The 17,447-nt window shown below is 58.8% G+C and carries 19 protein-coding genes; 14 read left to right on the top strand and 5 right to left on the bottom strand.

The features are described from left to right. The first annotated feature begins 177 nt into the window (after window positions 1–177). The 7 genes from KB449_RS17425 (at window position 178) to KB449_RS17395 (ending at window position 7,069) form a co-directional block, all read left to right on the top strand. Window positions 178–1,542: a CapA family protein gene (locus KB449_RS17425; protein WP_282909580.1), complete on the top strand. Its 1,365-nt coding sequence runs from the start codon at window positions 178–180 to the stop codon at window positions 1,540–1,542. 34 nt (window positions 1,543–1,576) lie between these two features. Next, complete coding sequence (locus KB449_RS17420) at window positions 1,577–2,323, top strand: glycerophosphodiester phosphodiesterase (protein ID WP_282909579.1); 747 nt, start codon at window positions 1,577–1,579, stop codon at window positions 2,321–2,323. Window positions 2,324–2,335: 12 nt separating this feature from the next. Further along, entirely contained in the window at window positions 2,336–2,974 is a 639-nt protein-coding gene (locus KB449_RS17415; RefSeq protein WP_282909578.1) for a fumarylacetoacetate hydrolase family protein, read from the top strand. Between the two features lie 243 nt (window positions 2,975–3,217). After that, window positions 3,218–4,636, top strand: coding sequence for an extracellular solute-binding protein (locus KB449_RS17410; RefSeq protein WP_282909577.1), 1,419 nt, complete (start codon window positions 3,218–3,220; stop codon window positions 4,634–4,636). 90 nt (window positions 4,637–4,726) lie between these two features. Continuing rightward, window positions 4,727–5,608 (top strand): carbohydrate ABC transporter permease, encoded by an 882-nt coding sequence (locus tag KB449_RS17405; RefSeq protein WP_282909576.1) that lies wholly within the window; start codon window positions 4,727–4,729, stop codon window positions 5,606–5,608. After that, complete coding sequence (locus KB449_RS17400) at window positions 5,608–6,438, top strand: carbohydrate ABC transporter permease (protein WP_282909575.1); 831 nt, start codon at window positions 5,608–5,610, stop codon at window positions 6,436–6,438. The genes KB449_RS17405 and KB449_RS17400 overlap by 1 nt, the downstream gene beginning before the upstream one ends. Window positions 6,439–6,532: 94 nt before the next feature. Continuing rightward, entirely contained in the window at window positions 6,533–7,069 is a 537-nt protein-coding gene (locus tag KB449_RS17395; protein ID WP_282909574.1) for a DNA-deoxyinosine glycosylase, read from the top strand. A gap of 57 nt (window positions 7,070–7,126) precedes the next feature. On the opposite strand, the gene KB449_RS17390 is transcribed toward KB449_RS17395, so the two are convergent. The 4 genes from KB449_RS17390 to KB449_RS17375 all read right to left on the bottom strand — a co-directional run bounded on the left by KB449_RS17390 (window position 7,127) and on the right by KB449_RS17375 (window position 10,888). Beyond that, on the bottom strand, window positions 7,127–8,257 hold the full coding sequence (locus tag KB449_RS17390) for an HD-GYP domain-containing protein (RefSeq protein WP_282909573.1): 1,131 nt from the start codon (window positions 8,255–8,257) through the stop codon (window positions 7,127–7,129). Window positions 8,258–8,395: 138 nt separating this feature from the next. After that, window positions 8,396–10,192 (bottom strand): oligoendopeptidase F, encoded by a 1,797-nt coding sequence (pepF, locus tag KB449_RS17385; protein WP_282912843.1) that lies wholly within the window; start codon window positions 10,190–10,192, stop codon window positions 8,396–8,398. Window positions 10,193–10,437: 245 nt separating this feature from the next. Further along, the gene (locus KB449_RS17380; protein WP_217598003.1) at window positions 10,438–10,620 is read right to left on the bottom strand and encodes a hypothetical protein; all 183 of its coding nucleotides are present in this window, start codon (window positions 10,618–10,620) and stop codon (window positions 10,438–10,440) included. Between the two features lie 34 nt (window positions 10,621–10,654). Next, entirely contained in the window at window positions 10,655–10,888 is a 234-nt protein-coding gene (locus KB449_RS17375; RefSeq protein ID WP_090114816.1) for a hypothetical protein, read from the bottom strand. A gap of 244 nt (window positions 10,889–11,132) precedes the next feature. Between KB449_RS17375 and KB449_RS17370 the strand changes: the two genes are divergently transcribed. Further along, a complete protein-coding gene (locus KB449_RS17370; RefSeq protein ID WP_282909572.1) occupies window positions 11,133–11,846 on the top strand; it encodes a class I SAM-dependent methyltransferase in 714 nt (237 codons plus the stop codon). A 106-nt stretch (window positions 11,847–11,952) separates the two neighbouring features. Continuing rightward, a complete protein-coding gene (locus KB449_RS17365) occupies window positions 11,953–12,150 on the top strand; it encodes a cold shock domain-containing protein (protein ID WP_090114820.1) in 198 nt (65 codons plus the stop codon). 182 nt (window positions 12,151–12,332) lie between these two features. Here KB449_RS17365 and mnmA read toward each other — a convergent pair whose 3' ends face one another. Next, window positions 12,333–13,463: a tRNA 2-thiouridine(34) synthase MnmA gene (gene mnmA, locus KB449_RS17360; protein ID WP_282909571.1), complete on the bottom strand. Its 1,131-nt coding sequence runs from the start codon at window positions 13,461–13,463 to the stop codon at window positions 12,333–12,335. Window positions 13,464–13,763: 300 nt separating this feature from the next. On the opposite strand from mnmA, the gene cymR reads away from it, so the two are divergent. From cymR to KB449_RS17335, 5 genes are all read left to right on the top strand, one after another. After that, window positions 13,764–14,183 (top strand): cysteine metabolism transcriptional regulator CymR, encoded by a 420-nt coding sequence (gene cymR / locus KB449_RS17355; protein WP_282909570.1) that lies wholly within the window; start codon window positions 13,764–13,766, stop codon window positions 14,181–14,183. Window positions 14,184–14,201: 18 nt separating this feature from the next. Further along, window positions 14,202–15,365: a cysteine desulfurase family protein gene (locus tag KB449_RS17350; protein ID WP_282909569.1), complete on the top strand. Its 1,164-nt coding sequence runs from the start codon at window positions 14,202–14,204 to the stop codon at window positions 15,363–15,365. A 30-nt stretch (window positions 15,366–15,395) separates the two neighbouring features. Then, a complete protein-coding gene (locus KB449_RS17345; protein WP_282909568.1) occupies window positions 15,396–15,932 on the top strand; it encodes a PRC-barrel domain-containing protein in 537 nt (178 codons plus the stop codon). Between the two features lie 6 nt (window positions 15,933–15,938). Continuing rightward, on the top strand, window positions 15,939–16,145 hold the full coding sequence (locus tag KB449_RS17340) for a hypothetical protein (protein WP_090114827.1): 207 nt from the start codon (window positions 15,939–15,941) through the stop codon (window positions 16,143–16,145). 182 nt (window positions 16,146–16,327) lie between these two features. Beyond that, window positions 16,328–17,398 carry an AI-2E family transporter gene (locus tag KB449_RS17335; protein ID WP_282909567.1) on the top strand — a complete coding sequence of 357 codons (1,071 nt, stop codon included), beginning with the start codon at window positions 16,328–16,330 and terminating at the stop codon, window positions 17,396–17,398. Window positions 17,399–17,447 lie beyond the last annotated feature (49 nt).

Genomic DNA, 17,447 nt, shown 5'->3' with positions numbered 1-17,447 from the left:
ACTATGAAAAGTAGCCTTTGAAAGAAAGCTTTTGACTTGTTTTGCCGCATTCAGCCGCTGCGCCGTTTGCGGCTTCTTTGCGTCGACGGCCCGATCGACCGGATGGGGGCTTCGCCTCGAGGCTCGAGTCTATGTTATAATAACGGGCATTAAGCGATCGTCGGAGGTCTTATCTGAATGCCTTATTCCCGCGTTCAATCCAAGCAAAAAGCCAAGCGAAAACGCCGCTGGCCTATCGTCGCGATCAGCGCGCTTGCCGTAGCGCTGATCGCGGCGGTGGGCGTGTACGCGGCCATTCTGGCGGGCAACGGAGACGGAGATGCGTCGCCGCCTGCGCCGCCGGTCTCCACCTCGTCCGCATCTGCCTCCGCGTCCGCGAGTTCGCCGCCGGACGATGCGACGGCATCGCCTGTCGAATCTTCTCAGCCTGCAGAGACGCCTGACTCCGCGCCTTCGTCCGAACCTGACGATAATGGGGAAGTAGATCAGCCGGATGAGGGCGCGCCTGCAGAAACGGCTTCTCCCTCTACCGAAGAGCCGGAGGCCACGCCTGAGACTGGGACTACAAACGATCCAGGCACCTCGGCGCCAACGGGCGCGACCGTCACGCTAGCCTTCGTCGGCGATATTTTACCTGCGTCCACCGTCGGCAAGCTTATCGACCAGTACGGCGTGGATTACCCGTTCAAGCTGGCGAAGCCGCTGCTGGAGTCGGCAGATATCGCGGCCGGCAACCTTGAGGCGCCGATCACGACGCGCGGCACGCCCGCGGAGAACAAACAATTCGTATTCAAAGGCAAGCCGGCGTACCTGGCAGGACTCAAAAATGCCGGACTGGACGTCGTCAGTCTCGCCAACAACCATACGCTCGATCAGGGCTGGCAGGGTTTAAGCGACACGATGGATGCGCTCGACGACATCAAGCTCAAGCATATGGGGTCGGGCGCGGACGAAAAGGAAGCGTTCGAGCCCGTCTACATCGAGCATAACGGCCTGATGGTCGCTTATATCGGCGTTTCCAACGTCGTGCCCGAGGGCTCGTGGAAAGCAGGACCCGATCATCCCGGTGTCGCCGAGACTTACGATACGACCCGGGCCGTAGCGGCGGTCAAGAAGGCGCGCGAGCTCGCGGACATCGTCGTCGTGATGGTCCATTGGGGCAACGAGCGGGCGGATACGCCAAAAGACGCGCAGTTCAACGTCGGCCATACGCTGATCGACGCGGGCGCCGACCTGATTATCGGCAGCCATCCCCATGTGCTGCAGGGCTTTGAAGCTTACAAAGGCAAATGGATTGCATACAGCCTCGGCAATTTCGTTTTCACCACGAAGCAGGAGTACTCCAAGACGCAGGATACCGGCGTGTTGACCGCGACATGCGCTGCGGACGGCAATTGCCGGCTGAAGTTCGATCCGATGTATGCCAAGGCTTCGCAGCCCGGACCGATGGAGCCGGAGCAGGGCAAAGCGCTGTTGGCCAGATTGAACAAGGTGTCTTATCGCGCGACCGTCGATTCGAACGGCCGCATTACGGCTAAGTAATCGGTGCATGGCTCATAACGAAAGGACGAACCGCATGTACGAGACTGAAAAGGCCGCTTTGCATCCCTGCGTCGCGCATCGCGGCTGGTCCGGCGCAGCACCGGAGAACACGATGGCCGCATTCAGACTGGCGCTTAGCGAGCCTGCGGTTAAGTGGATCGAGCTTGACGTACACCTGTCGAAGGACGAGATTCCCGTCGTAATTCACGACGCGTCGCTCAAACGGACGGCCGGCGTCAAGGCGAGGGTGAGAGACAAAACCGCGTCTGAGCTGGCCGCGCTGGATGCGGGCAGCTGGTTTCACCGCATGTATGCGGGCGAAGGCATCCCGACGCTTTCGCAGGTGCTTGAGCTGACTGCCGGCAGATGCAGGCTGAATATTGAACTCAAAGACGGGGAGTCGGACAAGGACCTGCTCGCTCGCAAGGTGGGAGAGCAGCTGCAATCGGCGGGGCGCGAGGAGGACTCGATCCTGACGTCCTTCGACCACGCGCTGCTGCTCGCCGCGAGGCGCCATGCGCCGCGCACGCGAACCGGACTTATTCTGGACAAGCGGCCTTCCAACATTGCCGCCGTTCTCGAATCGCTGGGCGCCAAGGTACTGTCGATTAACCACAAGTACGTGAACGTCGCGCTGCTCGCGCAGACCGAAGCCGCCGGCATCGAGGTCATGGCATGGACGGTGAACGAGCAGCGGGAGCTTGGCAAGCTCGCAGCCTATTCGCAATCTTTTCAGCTATGCACGAATTATCCGGACCGCTGGCTCGCGGCCGTTAAATAAGGAGACTGCAGCATGACGATCCCTGGCACAGCCGATTGCCGCAATATTTACTGCGTCGGACGCAATTACCGCTTGCACGCCGCCGAACTGGGAAATGCGGTGCCCGCTTCTCCGATGATATTCGCCAAGCCGTCGCATGCCGCCGTACGGTTGGACGGTACGACCATAACGCTGCCGGCCGACCGCGGGGCGGTTCATTATGAAGCCGAACTTGTCTGGATCGCAGGCAGGCACTATGAACCCGGCATCGCACTGCACGAGCTGTATTCGCACTTTACGGCCGGTCTCGATCTTACGCTGCGCGACGTTCAGGACGATTTGAAGGAGAAGGGATATCCGTGGCTTGCGGCCAAGGGCTTCCGTCATTCCGCGCCGCTTGGCGATTGGCTGCCATATGAAGCGGAGGCGGAGACGCAGGGACGTACTTTTGCGATGCGGCTGAACGGCAAAGAAGTGCAGCGTGGCGACGCGAACGATATGGTGTTCGATCTCGCCGCGCTTACAGCGCACGTCGGCGGCCTGTACGGCATCGGTCCCGGCGATCTGCTCTTCACAGGAACGCCGGCTGGCGTGGGCCGTTTATCCGACGGCGACGAGGTCGAGCTCCTGTGGGGCGACGACACGATCGGGAAAGGCACGTTCCGCCTCTAGCCGATGGCTGCGCCCCGGCGCGAAGCCTGACTTCGCAGCAAACGGCGGTACATAAAAAGGACGCGATATCGGACGAGCGCAGCAGGAGAGCGCGTCCGGGCGCGTCCTTTTGGCTATCATAGGGCTACTATAGAATTGTATCCCCCGGTTAGGGGTTTGACGTCCTTACATATCGGCCGATTCATTCTACAATGAAGAAGTCAAATCGAACCAATTCAAACCAAATCTTGGGAGGGTCAACGAGTGAAAAAGAAACTGACTTCCGTATTGGCTGCATCGGTCGCCATGTCCGCGGTGCTGGCAGGCTGCGGCGGTAACAATGACAACAACGGCGCCGCATCTCCTTCGGCAAGCGAGTCGTCCAGCCCCAGCGCTACGGCTTCGGCGTCCGCTTCGCCTTCGGCCAGCGCTTCCGAGCCTGCAAAGGTAGAAAACTTCACGGTCTCACTCCGCCACATTCAGATCGGCGAGCCGCAAAAATTCCGCAAGGCGATTCTCGACGACGTCGTCAAAAAGACGGAAAGCGAAGTGCCCGGACTGAAATTCGAACTCGACGGCGTCGAAGACAGCGTCAATCGCTTCACGAAGCTGCCGGCCGAAATGGCCGCGGGCAATCCGCCTAAAGTATTTTCGCTGTTCGGCGGCGCCGGCGACGCGCAGAAATACGCCAAAGCCGGACGCCTGCTCGATCTGACCCCGATTCTTGACGAGCTGGGCATCAAAGACAAGTTCCTGAACGTGCTCGATTCCTTCTCCGTTGACGGCAAGGTGTACGGCCTGCCGATCGGCGGCAATACCGAAGGCATTTTCTACAATACCGAGCTCTTCTCGAAGTATAACCTGAATCCGCCGACCACGTGGGACGATCTCGTCAAAGCGGCCGACACGCTGGCGCAGAACAAAATCACGCCGTTCGCCGTCGGCTCCAAGGGCGCGTGGGTGCCCAATATGCTCGTGAACACGCTGATCGGCCGCGTCGCGGGCGAAGCCGCCATTCCGGGCTTCAAGTCCGGCGAAGCGAAGTGGAACTCCCCGGACGTCGTAGCCGCTTACCAGCTGTACGCCGACTGGGAGAAGAAGGGCTACTTCACGAAAGGCGAGCTGGGCAAGGAATACGGCGACATGCTGAACGACTTCGTCGCCGGCAAAGCCGGTATGATGTTCGACGGCTCCTGGCGCAACTCGGCGTTCAAGAACGACGCCGTCGGCGCGGCGATTGCGGGCAAGGTCGCTTATGTGGCGCTGCCGGCAGTGCCCAACGGCAAAGGCGACCAGACGGCCGTCAACGCCAACTACGGCGAAGGCTACGGCTTCTCCGCCGACCTGAACGACAACGAGCTCGCCGCCGTCAAGGCGTTTATCAAAAATATGTACTCCGACGAAATGCAGCTTCGCGGCCTGCTTGAGGACGGCGTATTGCCTTCGATGCAGCTGTCCGACGCGTCCATCGCGCAAGTGACGGACCCGCTGCTCAAGCAAGTGCTCGACGTGCTGAAGTCCGCGGGCAAGACGTTCCCGCACTTCGACTCCGTCGTGCAGTCCAAGGTTTACACCGAGACCGAGACGCAGCTGCAAAAGCTCATCGCAGGCAAGGCTACGCCGCAGCAAGTGGGCGACGCCATCCAAAAAGTACAAGACGCAGAAAACGCCGCCGCGAAGTAAGGTTCAGGCTAAAGTAACGGAGCAGCGCCGCCCGCCCAGCGCAGGCGGCGTTTTCTCTTCACCTTAGAAGACGGCGGGGGAGGGTCCCGAATGAAAACGACGTTAAAAAATCCCTATGTCTATATGCTGTTTGTCGTGCCTACGGTCGCGATGTACTTTCTGTTCTTTATTTACCCGACGATCACGTCGTTCGTGTTCGGCTTCACCGACTGGGACGGATTGAACCCCAGGCAGTTCATCGGCTTGGATAACTTCGTCAATGCCTTCAAGGACGCCGAGTTCCGCAGTTCGATCTGGAACAACCTGATCATCCTGCTGTTTTCCTGCTGCATCCAGGTGCCGCTCATCATTATTTTTTCGCTGCTGATCAGCAACGTCAAGCGATTTCAGGGCTTCTACAAGACGACCGTGTTCATGCCTTCCATTCTCTCGACTTCGATCATCGGGATCCTTTGGGGTTATATCTACGATCCGGACGTGGGACTGCTCAACAACTTTTTGAACTTGTTCGGCATCGAACCGATCTACTGGCTGGCCGAGCCTAAGTGGGCAATGTTCTCGATCCTGCTGACGAACGCCTGGCAGTGGATGGGCTTCTATATCGTTCTTATTCTGGCTGCGATCCTCGGCATTCCGAAGGATATCGACGAGGCGGCCATGATCGACGGGGCGACCGGAGTCCAGCGCGCTTGGTATTTGACCGTTCCGCTGATCCGGCCGATCATCAATGTCGTGATCATGCTGTCGATCGCAGGCGCGCTGCGCGTCGTCGACATCGTCCTCGTCATGACGGGAGGCGGACCTGCGGGCAGCACCGAGGTCATGGCCTCCTACATGGTCAACAAAGCGATCAAGTACGGCGATTACGGCTACGGCTCCGCGCTCTCCATCATCATTTTTGTCATCGCGCTCATTCTTACCGCGCTGTATCAGCTGCTCATCGCGAGAAGACAGGAAAGGATTGAGTACTGATGCCGGTCGCCGTCAAAAAAACTATTCCGCACTTTTTCATGATCGTCTACGTCGTCATCATTCTCGTGCCGTTCCTGTTCGTGCTGTTTTCCTCGCTCAAAGCCAACAATACCGAAATTGCGCTGCACCCGTTCGGCTTGCCGAAAACCTGGGTGTTCGAGAACTACAAGGAAGCCTGGGTCAAAGCGAAGATCAGCGTCTACTTCTTCAACAGCTTGTACCTGGCCGCGAGCGCTGCAGTCGTCGGCGTGCTCATGGCCGCCGCCACGGCATTCGCCATGGCGCGCATGAAGCTGACGCGGATCAGCAAATGGATCTATCAGCTCGTGCTGGTCGGCATGCTGATTCCCGGCAACGTACTGTTTATCGCACAGTACTTTCTGGTACGGGACCTTCACATCCTCGATACGCACTGGGCGCTGTTCCTGCCCTACACGGCTGGCGCGCTGCCATTCAGCGTGCTGCTGCTCGTTGCTTTCATGCACAACATCCCGCACGAGCTCGAGGAGGCCGCGACGATCGACGGCATGGGCGCGATCCGCATGTTCTGGAAGATCATCCTGCCGCTTACGATTCCGGCGCTCGTCACCGTGTTCATCGTGAACTTTCTGGGCAACTGGAACGAATATCTGCTCGCCAACTTCTTCATCAGCCGCGATGCGCTCCGGACGCTGCCGACGGGCATGGTCGGCTTCCGCGACGCCTTCCAGACCAACTATGCGCTCGTTTGCACAGGCATCGTGTTCAGCGTGCTGCCGGTGCTGCTCCTGTATTCGTTTTTGCAGCGGCAGATCATCGAAGGCCTCACCGCAGGCAGCGTGAAGGGCTAAAGGCGCTTGGACGCAGAGTCGCTTCTCCAAAAGGCGTCTCGTTTGCCTTCCGACCCTCCGCTATGACAAAATGGAGGGATGGAGGTGAGCCGAGATGACGACGTCAAACAAGGTTTATGCCATGCCGCCGGTCGTTGACGCGCGTTCGCGGATTCTTTTTCTGGGCAGCATGCCGGGGACGGCATCGCTCGCCGCGAGCCGATATTACGGGCATGCCCGCAACCACTTTTGGCCGATCTTCTATAGACTGTACGGCGCAGATACGCCGGACGCGTCTTATGAGGATCGGCTTCGTTTTGCGTTGGCGCACGGATGCGCGCTCTGGGATACGATCGCGGCTTGCGAGCGGGAGGGAAGTCTGGACGCCGATATAAGAGAGGCCGAGCCTACGGATATTCCGGGCTTGCTGCTGGCCTACCCGAACATCGAGCTCATCGTATGCAACGGGGGAAAATCATACGACACGCTTGCCAGGCACCATGGTCGGAATCCGGAGGTGCAAAGGCGCGTCGTGCTGAAGCTGCCGTCGACGAGTCCGATTCCAACGCGGCAGCACAAGGGGCTCGAGGAGAAGGCGGCGGCTTGGCTTGAGGCGCTGTCGCCGTTCGTTAAGGGGCGGCTGGATGCTTGAATCGACAAACCGACTAACCGTCTTGCCGCTACAGACTAACTGCCTTACCGCTTCCGACTACCCGGTCTCTTCGTTCATCCCGTCGTTCAACCGGTCGCGAATGTCGACCAGTTCGCCCAGCTTGTCGAAAAAGACGTCCACGACGGCGGGATCGAAGTGCCTGCCGCGCTCCTCGCGGAACAGCTTTTCGATGCGGTCGAGCGGCCATGCGGCCTTGTATACGCGCTCCGCGCTAAGCGCGTCGAACACGTCGGCAACGGCGGTGATCCGGCCGAAAATATGAATGTCTTCGCCGGCGAGCCCGTTGGGGTATCCGCTGCCGTCCCACTTCTCGTGATGCTGCTCCGCGATGATCGCGGCAGCGGCAAGCAGCTCGCGGCGCGAGCCCTTGAGCAGCTGATGACCGATCCGGGTATGCGACTTGATGATATCGTACTCCTCGTCGGTCAGCTTGCCCGGCTTGTTCAGCACGGCGTCGGGAATCGCGACCTTGCCGATGTCGTGCATCGGGGACACGTCGCGCAGCGTCTCGGCCTCGCGGCCGCTCAAACCGTACGCCTTGGCCAGCACGTAGGAGTACTCGGCGACGCGCCGGACGTGATTACCCGTCTCCTTGGAACGAATCTCGCCGATCTCGCCCATCGTGGATATAATCTCGCGCTGGGTGTCCGCGATTTCCTGATGCAGCATGACCGACTCGAGCGATTTGCCCGCATAGGAGGCGGCAAGCGACAGCAGGTTCATGTCGTAATCGGTGAATTTGCCGGCTTCGGTCATTTTATTGATCGCCTGGTAGGCGCCGATCGTCTCGCCGTCGTTGTTCCTGAACGGAATCGTGATAATCGACTTCGTCTGGTAGCCCGTCTTGCGGTCGTTCTCCGCATTGTGGCGAGGATCGTGGCGGGCGTCCTCGATGATGACCGGTTCTCCGGTAGCGATGGCATGTCCGACAAGGCCCGAACCGATCGGGATCCGGATCTCCTTGACGCCGTGAGCGACGGTCGTGTACAATTCGCTCCTTGCTTCGTCGATGAGCCAGACCGTACATCGATCGGCCACGATCATCTCGCGCCCCATATTCGCCATCAGCACGAGCACCTTGTCCAGCTTGGATTCGCTCGATATCTTGGCCATATATTCGAATATAATGGTCAGCAATTGTTCGGACGTCAAGTCTTTCCGCTGCATCCTATCCCTCTCCCCGTCAACATTCCGTGTATCTATTCGTGTCGATAGGGCTCGATTCCTGCCGAGTTCTGGTTCGATAGTATAAAAAAAGAACACCCGCGATCGGCGGGCGTTCCAAAGTCTCATGCGCGCTAGGCCTTATTTCTCTGTTAATTGCTCCATTTGCTCGATCAACCCTTCGAACACGCTGAGCGCCTGCTCGATCGGGGCCGGCGTCGACATGTCGACGCCGGCTTTTTTGAGAATGTTGATCGAGTAATCGTTGCCGCCGCTCTTCAGGAATCCGAGATAACGGTCGACCGCGGGCTGGCCTTCGCTCAGGATCTGCTTGGCGAAGCTCGTCGCCGCCGAGAAGCCGGTCGCGTACTTGTACACATAGAAGCTCGTGTAGAAGTGGGGAATGCGCGCCCATTCCATCGCGATGTCCTTGTCCACGACCATATCGGTGCCGTAATACTTGACGTTCAGGTCGTAGTAGATCGCCGACAACTCTTCCGGCGTGAGCGATTCGCCGCTCTCGGCCTTCGCGTGCACGATCTTCTCGAACTCGGCGAACATCGTCTGGCGGAACACCGTCGTGCGGAACTGATCCGCATAGTACGTGAGCAGGTACATCTTTTCCTTGGGATCCTTCGATTTGTCCAGCAGGTAATCCATGAGCAGCGCTTCGTTCAGCGTCGAGGCGACTTCCGCGAGGAAGATCGTGTACTGCGCGTCGCGGTATTCGTTGCTCTCGTCGGAATAATGCGAGTGCAGCGCGTGACCCATCTCGTGCGCGAGCGTGAACATGCTGTTCAGGTTGTCCTTGTGATTGAGCAGCACGTACGGATGCGTACCGTAGGCGCCCCAGCTGTATGCGCCGCTGCGTTTGCCCTCATTCTCGTATACGTCGATCCAACCCTTGTCGAAGCCTTCCTGCAGCACCTTGCGGTAGTCGTCGCCGAGCGGCTTCAGGCTGTCGTATACGGTCTTCTTGGCGTCCTCGTAGCCGATGTCCATATCGAACTCCTCGACAAGCGGCGCGAACAGGTCGTACATATGAAGCTCGTCCACCTTGAGCAGCTTCTTGCGCAGCGCCATGTAGCGGTGCATAAGGGGCAGATGCTCGTGAATCGTAGAGATCAGGTTGTCGTAGACGCTCACCGGGATGTTGTCTCCGAAGAGGGACATCTCGAGGGCGGACGGATAATGGCGGGCATGCGCGTAAAACAGGTTTTTGGTCACGTTCGCGTTCAACGTCGAGGCGAGCGTGTTGCGCCATTTGCCGTACGTGTCGTACACCGCCTTGAAGGCAGCCTCGCGCACGCCGCGGTCGCGGCTCTCGAGGAATTGGATATACCGGCCGTGCGTCAGCTCGATTTCCTCGCCTTTTTCGTTCTTCACCTTCGGAAACTTCATGTCTGCGTTGTTCAGCATGCCGAAGATCGTGCTCGGCGCCTGGGACAGGTTGCCGACCTGGGCGAGGAGCGATTCCTCGCTCTTGGAGAGCGTATGAGGCTTGCGCCGCAGCATTTCCTCGAGCGTGCGCCGGTATGTAGGCTTAAGCGACGGATCCGCGATAATGCCCTTGAGCGTTTCCTCGGACAGACTCAGAATCTCAGGCGTAATATAGGAAGTCGCTTCGCCGGCTTCGACGCTCAGCTTTTTGGCTTTCTCGGAAAGCGCCTGATACTTGGAGTCGGCCATGTCCTCATGGCTCCGCATATTCGCGTAGACGTAGAGGCGTTCCGCGAGAAGCGACAGCTCGTCGTCCTTGGCGAAGCAGGCGGAGATCGAGGCGGCGTCGTTCAGCTTGCCCTGGTAGGACGCAATCTCGCCGATCTGCGCGCGCACTTGCGCGTATTCGCGGTCCCAGGCTGCCTGGTCCGGATAAATGTCTTCCAGGTGCCAGCGATGTTCGGCGGGCACTTCGCCGCGTTTGAGCACTTCGTTCATCTTGGTATGCCTCCTCGGAACGTTGGATTCGCCGCGGGCCTCGGCCTGCGCGATCGTTGTCTTGCTGCCGCCTTGCGCGGCGGCTTCCCCCGGCTGCGCCTGTGCGCATGCCGCGGACAGCATCGCAGCCGAGAGCAGCGCGGCCAGCGGCTTCGCGGATATTCTCATCGGACGGACCCCCGTTTAGCAACGAATGGCAATCCGACGTAGTATATCCTGACTGCTCGCACTTCATTAGGCTGGCCCTAAGCGCTGCCTGCCGAGAAAAAGGCGTAGACGATCAGAAAAAAAGCGAACGCCACAAGCACCAGCGACACGGTCGCGAGACCTCTGCGCAGCTTGGCCGGCACGTGGTCGCGCTGCCAGATGAGCACGGCTGCGAGTCCGAATGCCGCGATAGCGTAAATCAGCGTGGCACTGTAATCCATGTAGGTCGCGTCCTCCTATTCCGGCGGCCGGCGCCTAGACGTTGCGCAGGCTGTTCATGACTTCGGCCAGCTGCTGCTCTCCGCCCGGGAAGTCTTCCGCAACAAGGTGTCTCTCGGCCCAGTGCATCATCTCGGGACGGCTTAGAAACTTGTGGCATTCCTCGCCCCATTGATCCGAAATCTGGCGCACGACGAGCGTCTTGCCCTGGACCTCCACGGTCAGCATGTTGTAATGGTCGTTTTTGTAAATAACGTGCTTGGCGAACATCGTTAACGCCTCCCGTCCGGCATCTTGGTGCCGATTCTGATACGGCGAAGCCGTTATTCATGACTATAGAAGAGATGAAGGCAGAAATCAATGTCGACCCGCGGCCCGACGGGAAAAACGAGCAGCAAGCAAGGGATTGACAGCCTCGGCGCACGGTGGCAAAGTAGGGATAACCCGCAGGGGCCGAAGCATAGACGAGAAAAGACGAGACGAGCTTGAAGAGATGAGAGGAGACTGGCGCAACATGGAGAAAAAGCCTGCATACCCCCAGACAGGGGTCGCTTCGACTTGCCGTTCATACGAGGAATACGAGCGGATGTTCGGAATCGAGCCGGACAAACTTCTTGGTGAAAAGGTACTGGACGTCGCAGGGGGCGCATCTTCGTTCACGGCGCAGCTATGCGATCGGGGGATCGACGCATACGCGGCGGACCCTTTTTACGCAGGCGACCGGCAAGCGGTCATTGCCCGGGCGCGAAGGGAGATCGACACGTCCTCCGCCAAGATCGCCGCCATGAAGCATGTGTACGACTGGAGCTATTACGGATCGCCGGCGCGTCATAGGCAGATCCGCGATGCGTCGCTTGAAGCCTTCGCCGTTCACTTTCAATCGGAAGCGGAAGGGGAAAGGTATGTGGCCGCGTCATTGCCGCAATTGCCGTTCGGGAACGATACGTTTTCCCTGATCGTGTGCAGCCATTTTTTATTTTTGTATGCGGACCAATTCGACCAGGCCTTCCACGAGGCGGCGCTTCGCGAGCTGCTGCGCGCGGCAAAGCCCGGCGGCGAGATTCGAATTTATCCGCTGGTTACGCTAGCCTGGGAGCCGGTGCCCTACATGAACCGGCTGCTTGACTTACTGGCGGAGGAGGCCGAAGCTTCGCTCGTTCCATGTTGCCTGCCGTTCGTGCCAAGGGAGAGCAGCGTGCTGGCGCTTCGCAAAAAGATTCACGTTTAAGAGCAGACAAAATGAGACATAAAATTCACATATTGCGTCTTGACAAGGTTTCGGCTATAATGATGTCATTCGCCGACTTACGGCGAGATTTTAGGAGGTTTTTCATTTGAGAGGAACAGTTAAGTGGTTTAACGCAGAGAAGGGCTACGGCTTTATCTCGGTCGAAGACGGCAACGACGTATTCGTGCATTTCTCCGCTATCCAAGGCGACGGCTTCAAGACCTTGGACGAAGGCCAAGCGGTAGAATTCGAGATCACCGACGGCAACCGCGGACCGCAAGCATCCAACGTCGTTAAGCTGTAAGCACCGCCCGCGCGGCCGCTCATTATAGCACGACAGTCTACCGAAGAGCCTCCGGCGACGACGCCCGGGGTTCTTTTTTTCGTTTAACGCTCCATTTCGCCAAACCAAAACCCCGGCTGCCTCGTCTATAAAGACAAGACTGCCGGGGTTTTCGCGTTGTCTTCGTGCAGTCGGCGCCGGCTTTAGCTTCGCTCAGCCAGCGCGGCCTTGTGCACGCGTTCGATCGTTCCGCCGCCCAGGCAAGTCTCGCCGTCGTAGAAAACGACGGCCTGGCCGGGGGTGATCGCCTTCTGCGGCGTATCGAAGGCGATCTCGAACGTACCGTCCGCTTGCGGCGTCAGCGTCACGCCCTGATCCGGCTGGCGGTACCGGAACTTGGCGGTACAGCGCAGAGGCGCCTCGGGCTTGACCGGAGCGATCCAATTGACCTGTCCCGCGGTCAAGCCTTGCGAATAAAGGATCGGATCGCGTTCGCCCTGTACGACGTACAGCACATTGCGCTCCAGGTCCTTGTCCGCGACGAACCAGGGCTCGCCCGTGCCTGATCCGCCGATGCCGAGTCCCTGGCGCTGGCCCAGCGTGTAGTACATTAAGCCGTCGTGGCGCCCCTTGACCTCGCCGGTAGCCGCATCGATCATATCGCCCGGACGGGCGGGGAGGTACTGGCTTAAAAATTGCTTGAAGTTGCGCTCCCCGATAAAGCAGACCCCCGTGCTGTCTTTTTTCTTGGCGGTCGCAAGGCCTGCCGCCTCGGCGATGCGCCGTACTTCGGGCTTGGGCAGGTGGCCGATCGGGAACATTGCGCGGGACAGCTGGTCCTGATCGAGCGCATGCAGGAAGTACGTCTGGTCCTTGCCGCCGTCGACGCCGCGAAGCAGCTTGTACTCGCCGTCCTCGAACGCGACGCGGGCGTAGTGGCCCGTGGCGATGACGTCAGCGCCGAGATCCAGCGCCTTCTGCAGGAATTCTCCGAACTTGATCTCGCGGTTGCACATGACGTCGGGATTCGGCGTGCGCCCTCTGCGATACTCGTCGAGGAAGTAGGCGAATACTTTGTCCTTGTATTCTTCTTCGAAGTTGACGGTATAGTAGGGAATACCGATTTGATCGCAAACGCGGCGTACGTCCTCGGCGTCCAGATCGGCGGTGCACACTCCGGATTCGTCGGTGTCGTCCCAGTTTTTCATGAATACGCCGATCACGTCGAAGCCCTGCTCCTTGAGCAGCAGCGCGGTAACCGAAGAGTCCACGCCGCCGGACATGCCGACGACGACGCGGGTTTCTTTGGGGTTGGCAAACCTTAAATCTTTCATTATAATAATCACTCCTGCGCAAGCGAATGGGATGTGGCCGAACCGGCATTCCTCATTGTAGCACAAGTTCGCGGCATACGCCGAGCGGGGAGCTGCAGCCTTGATCGCGCGAGCAAAAAGGTCGAAAAGAAGGCGCATTCTAAATAACATGAATATGTCACCGATTTTTTGACCACAACGATGGATGATGTGATAACATAGATGTGATATGGGGATACTCCCTTTTTTCCATCCATGATATGAACCGAACAATATAAAAGAGACGACTGCGCCGCTGTCTGCGTGGAACGAGGTGCCGATTTGAAGATTTCGACGAAGGGCCGTTACGGACTGACGATTATGATGGAACTGGCCTCCAAGTTCGGCGAGGGCCCGATCTCCCTGAAAAGCATCGCCGAGAAAAACGGATTGTCAGAGCATTACCTGGAGCAGCTGATCGCTCCGCTTCGCAACGCGGGATTGGTTAAGAGCATTCGCGGGGCCTACGGCGGTTATATTCTCTCGAAGGATCCGGAAGGGATCACGGCGGGGGATATTATTCGCATACTCGAAGGACCGATTAGCCCGGTCGACTTTACCGAGGAAGACGACGCCGCTAAGCGCGACCTGTGGCTGCGCATTCGGGACAGTATCGCAAGCGTGCTGGACTCTACGACGCTGTCGGACCTCATCAACTACAAGGATGAGGGCAAGCCGGACAGCTACATGTTCTACATTTAGATGTAGCCGGTGATGGGTATGGATCGCATTTATATGGATTACGCCGCGACGGCGCCGATGCTCTCCGAGGCGCTCGCCGCGTATGTGGCGGCTGCCGGAGACGCCCCCGGCAATCCGTCGAGCTTGCATGCTTTCGGCCGTGGCGCCCGCAGCCGCGTGACCGAGGCGCGGGACGCGCTGTCGCGCGCGCTCGGCTGCCGGCCGGACGAACTGACGTTCACCGGCGGCGGCACCGAGAGCGACAATGCCGCGCTGTTCGGCGCGGCACGGGCGCAGCGCGCCAGGGATCCGCGCCGTACGGGCATCGTGACGACGGCCGTCGAGCATCACGCGGTGCTGCATGCCGCCGAGCGGCTGGCCTCCGAAGGCTTCGAGCTGACCGTGTTGCCTGTCGATCGCGCGGGGCGCGTCTCCGTACATGACGCAGAAGCCGCGATCGGAGAGACGACCGCGGTCGTCAGCGTCATGTACGGGAACAACGAGACCGGCACGCTGCAGCCGATCGCGGACATCGGCCAGCTGGCTCGTCGCCATGGCGCCGTCATGCACGTCGATGCCGTTCAAGCGCTCGGCTACGTGCATATCGATGTCGGCACGCTGCCGGTCGACCTGCTTAGTCTGTCCGCGCACAAGATCGGCGGGCCGCAGGGCGTAGGCGCGCTATACGTGCGTACGGGAACGCCGTGGCAGCCCTTGCTGTACGGCGGATCCCAGGAACGCCGCAAGCGGGCGGGCACGGAGAACGTGGCGGGAATCGCCGCGTTCGGGGCCGCAGCATCGCTCGTAGCGAATGCGATCGACGCGCGGCGATCGCATGCCGAATCCGTTCGGAACGCCTTGCTCTGCGGCTTGATAGACCGGCTCGGTCCCGACTTGGTTACCGTTAATGGCGATGCCGACCCTGAAGGGCGGCTGCCTCATATTTTGAATATCGGCATCGAAGGCGTTTCTAATGAGACCTTGTTGATGAATTTAGATTTACAGGGGATAGCCGCTTCCGGCGGGTCGGCATGCACGTCGGGTTCGCTGCAGCCATCGCATGTGCTGACCGCGATGGGTCTATCGCCTCATTTTTGCAAAAATTCGGTAAGATTTAGCTTCGGAATGGGCAATACTATCTCTCAAGCGGACAAAACGGCAGAAATAATTGCAACCATTGTCGCTCGCTTGCGTAAGAGATAACAGGCAGTCGCCTATACATGCGAGGTTTTTATGATTCGAAGCCTGCAGCAGATGATCGGATTGCCGATTCTGCTTCCCAGCGGCAAGCGAGTAGGCCGCCTGTTGGACATCGGATTCGACGAGTTTTGGGAAGCGGAGTACGTCGTCCTGGACGGCGGATTCGGACTCCGGCGCAAGGTCCGCATCGCCAAGTGGACGGATGTCCTCACGAGCGGCGAAGACGCCCTTGTCCTTAAGGGCAAGGAGGCCATTCGCAGCATGCCTCGCAAGAGCTTGCAGCGGACGTTTCACACGGGATTGATCCGAATGCGAGAGCTTCCCGTCTATACGTTGGAGGGCCAGGAGCTTGGCCGCGTCTCCGATGTTTATTTTCGCAAGACCGCGGGTACACAAATAGCAGGCTATGAGTTGACGGACGGATTACTCGCGGACGTGTTCGAAGGACGGCGGCGCATGTACTTGCCGGACGGCCCCCAGGACTTGACATTGGGCGAGGACGCAATCCTCGTACCCGCATCCTATGAGCGAATTATGGATAGAGACCCTAACGCGGAAAGTGAAAGGTGATAACCGATGATGAGATGCCCGAACTGCAATTCCAAAGATATCGGCAAGATCGGATCGCATCAGTTTTACTGCTGGAGTTGCTTTATCGAATTGACGGTGAACGGGGACAAGATGTCCGTTTATCAAGTCGAAGAGGACGGCACGCTGAGCTCGCTCGACGATCTGTTTTTCGGAGAGCCGATTCCTCCTCATATTCACGCAGGAGGCATGTGACGATTCATTCCGGGCAATCGGATTATCATCACTCCCTGACGGCCCCCGCGCTCTAATCGAGCGCAGGGGCTTTTTTGTTTGTTCGGTTTCCCGGAGTTCGTCCTTTGATACAGGTTTATGCAGGCGCGCTTGTACATATACTGGAGGGTGGACCGGACTAGAACGGTCGGGGGGTGAAAAGGATGAACCGGCTGTCGCAAAGCCGTCTGCTGGCCGTGCTCGTCTATATTGTGCTGGCGCTGCTCGCGCTATATCTGGCGACGCTCGTCAGACCGATGCTGCTGTCGGTGTGGCGATTCGCCAAAGCCGTGTCCGCGCCATTTCTGATCGCGATGATTATCGCTTACGTGCTTAATCCGATCGTCGCGATGCTGCATCATCGGAGAATGCCGCGAACCGCCGCAGTGCTGCTGATCTACGCGGTGTTCGTCTGCAGCAGCGTCGTCGTACTGGTGAACGTGGCCCCCATGTTCACGGCGCAGGTTAGAGAACTGAACGAGCATATGCCCGAGCTTACGATGCGGGCGCAGAGCCTCGTGGACAGCTTCAACAAAAGCGATTCCCTGCCGGATACGGTGCGAAGCGGCATTAACCGGGCCGTGATCGGACTGGAAAAGCAGGTTTCGATGCGCATCTCTCATTTTTTGAACAATATCGGCGCCGTCGTCAACGTCATTTTCCTCCTGATGATCGTCCCTTTTCTCGTATTCTACATCTTAAAGGATATGGATGTCTTCGAGCGGGCCGTGCTGAAATATTTGCCGCGCGCGAGGAGGCAGGGCACGATCCGGCTGCTTAAGGAGATCGACATGGCGCTGGGGAGCTATATTCGCGGACAGTTCATCGTGTCGCTGTGCATCGGGCTTGCCGCCTATATCGGCTATCTCATTATCGGCATGCCTTACCCGCTGCTGATGGCCGCGTTTGTCGCGCTGTTCGACATCATCCCCTATCTCGGTCCGTTCCTCGGCGCGCTGCCTGCGCTCATTATGGCAAGCACGATCTCGTGGAAAATGGCGCTGTTCGTCGTTATCGTGAATACGCTGTGCCAGTCGCTCGAGAGCAACGTCATCAGCCCGCAGGTGGTGGGGCGGTCGATGAAAATGCATCCACTCACGATCATCTTCGTCCTGCTGATCGGGGGCGAGCTGGCCGGCGTAGTCGGGCTCCTGCTTGCAGTGCCGTTCTATGCCGCGCTGCGCGTCGTCGTCCAGCATCTGTTCGCGTACTACATCCGGCGAAAAACCGTTTGACACCGCCGAAAGCGCAACTCTATAATGATATCGTCGCATGTAAAAGCAT

Source organism: Cohnella hashimotonis, assembly GCF_030014955.1.
GTDB classification, from domain to species: Bacteria; Bacillota; Bacilli; order Paenibacillales; family Paenibacillaceae; genus Cohnella; species Cohnella hashimotonis.
This window is presented reverse-complemented; position numbering and strand designations above follow the sequence as displayed.

Coding starts and splice junctions, on each gene's coding strand:
- KB449_RS17425 (WP_282909580.1), top strand. CDS start 178: ATGCCTTATTCCCGCGTTCAATCCAAGCAAAAAGCCAAGCGAAAACGC.
- KB449_RS17420 (WP_282909579.1), top strand. CDS start 1,577: ATGTACGAGACTGAAAAGGCCGCTTTGCATCCCTGCGTCGCGCATCGC.
- KB449_RS17415 (WP_282909578.1), top strand. CDS start 2,336: ATGACGATCCCTGGCACAGCCGATTGCCGCAATATTTACTGCGTCGGA.
- KB449_RS17405 (WP_282909576.1), top strand. CDS start 4,727: ATGAAAACGACGTTAAAAAATCCCTATGTCTATATGCTGTTTGTCGTG.
- KB449_RS17400 (WP_282909575.1), top strand. CDS start 5,608: ATGCCGGTCGCCGTCAAAAAAACTATTCCGCACTTTTTCATGATCGTC.
- KB449_RS17395 (WP_282909574.1), top strand. CDS start 6,533: ATGACGACGTCAAACAAGGTTTATGCCATGCCGCCGGTCGTTGACGCG.
- KB449_RS17390 (WP_282909573.1), bottom strand. CDS start 8,257: ATGCAGCGGAAAGACTTGACGTCCGAACAATTGCTGACCATTATATTC.
- pepF (WP_282912843.1), bottom strand. CDS start 10,192: ATGAACGAAGTGCTCAAACGCGGCGAAGTGCCCGCCGAACATCGCTGG.
- KB449_RS17380 (WP_217598003.1), bottom strand. CDS start 10,620: ATGGATTACAGTGCCACGCTGATTTACGCTATCGCGGCATTCGGACTC.
- KB449_RS17375 (WP_090114816.1), bottom strand. CDS start 10,888: ATGTTCGCCAAGCACGTTATTTACAAAAACGACCATTACAACATGCTG.
- KB449_RS17370 (WP_282909572.1), top strand. CDS start 11,133: ATGGAGAAAAAGCCTGCATACCCCCAGACAGGGGTCGCTTCGACTTGC.
- mnmA (WP_282909571.1), bottom strand. CDS start 13,463: ATGAAAGATTTAAGGTTTGCCAACCCCAAAGAAACCCGCGTCGTCGTC.
- KB449_RS17350 (WP_282909569.1), top strand. CDS start 14,202: ATGGATCGCATTTATATGGATTACGCCGCGACGGCGCCGATGCTCTCC.
- KB449_RS17345 (WP_282909568.1), top strand. CDS start 15,396: ATGATTCGAAGCCTGCAGCAGATGATCGGATTGCCGATTCTGCTTCCC.
- KB449_RS17340 (WP_090114827.1), top strand. CDS start 15,939: ATGATGAGATGCCCGAACTGCAATTCCAAAGATATCGGCAAGATCGGA.
- KB449_RS17335 (WP_282909567.1), top strand. CDS start 16,328: ATGAACCGGCTGTCGCAAAGCCGTCTGCTGGCCGTGCTCGTCTATATT.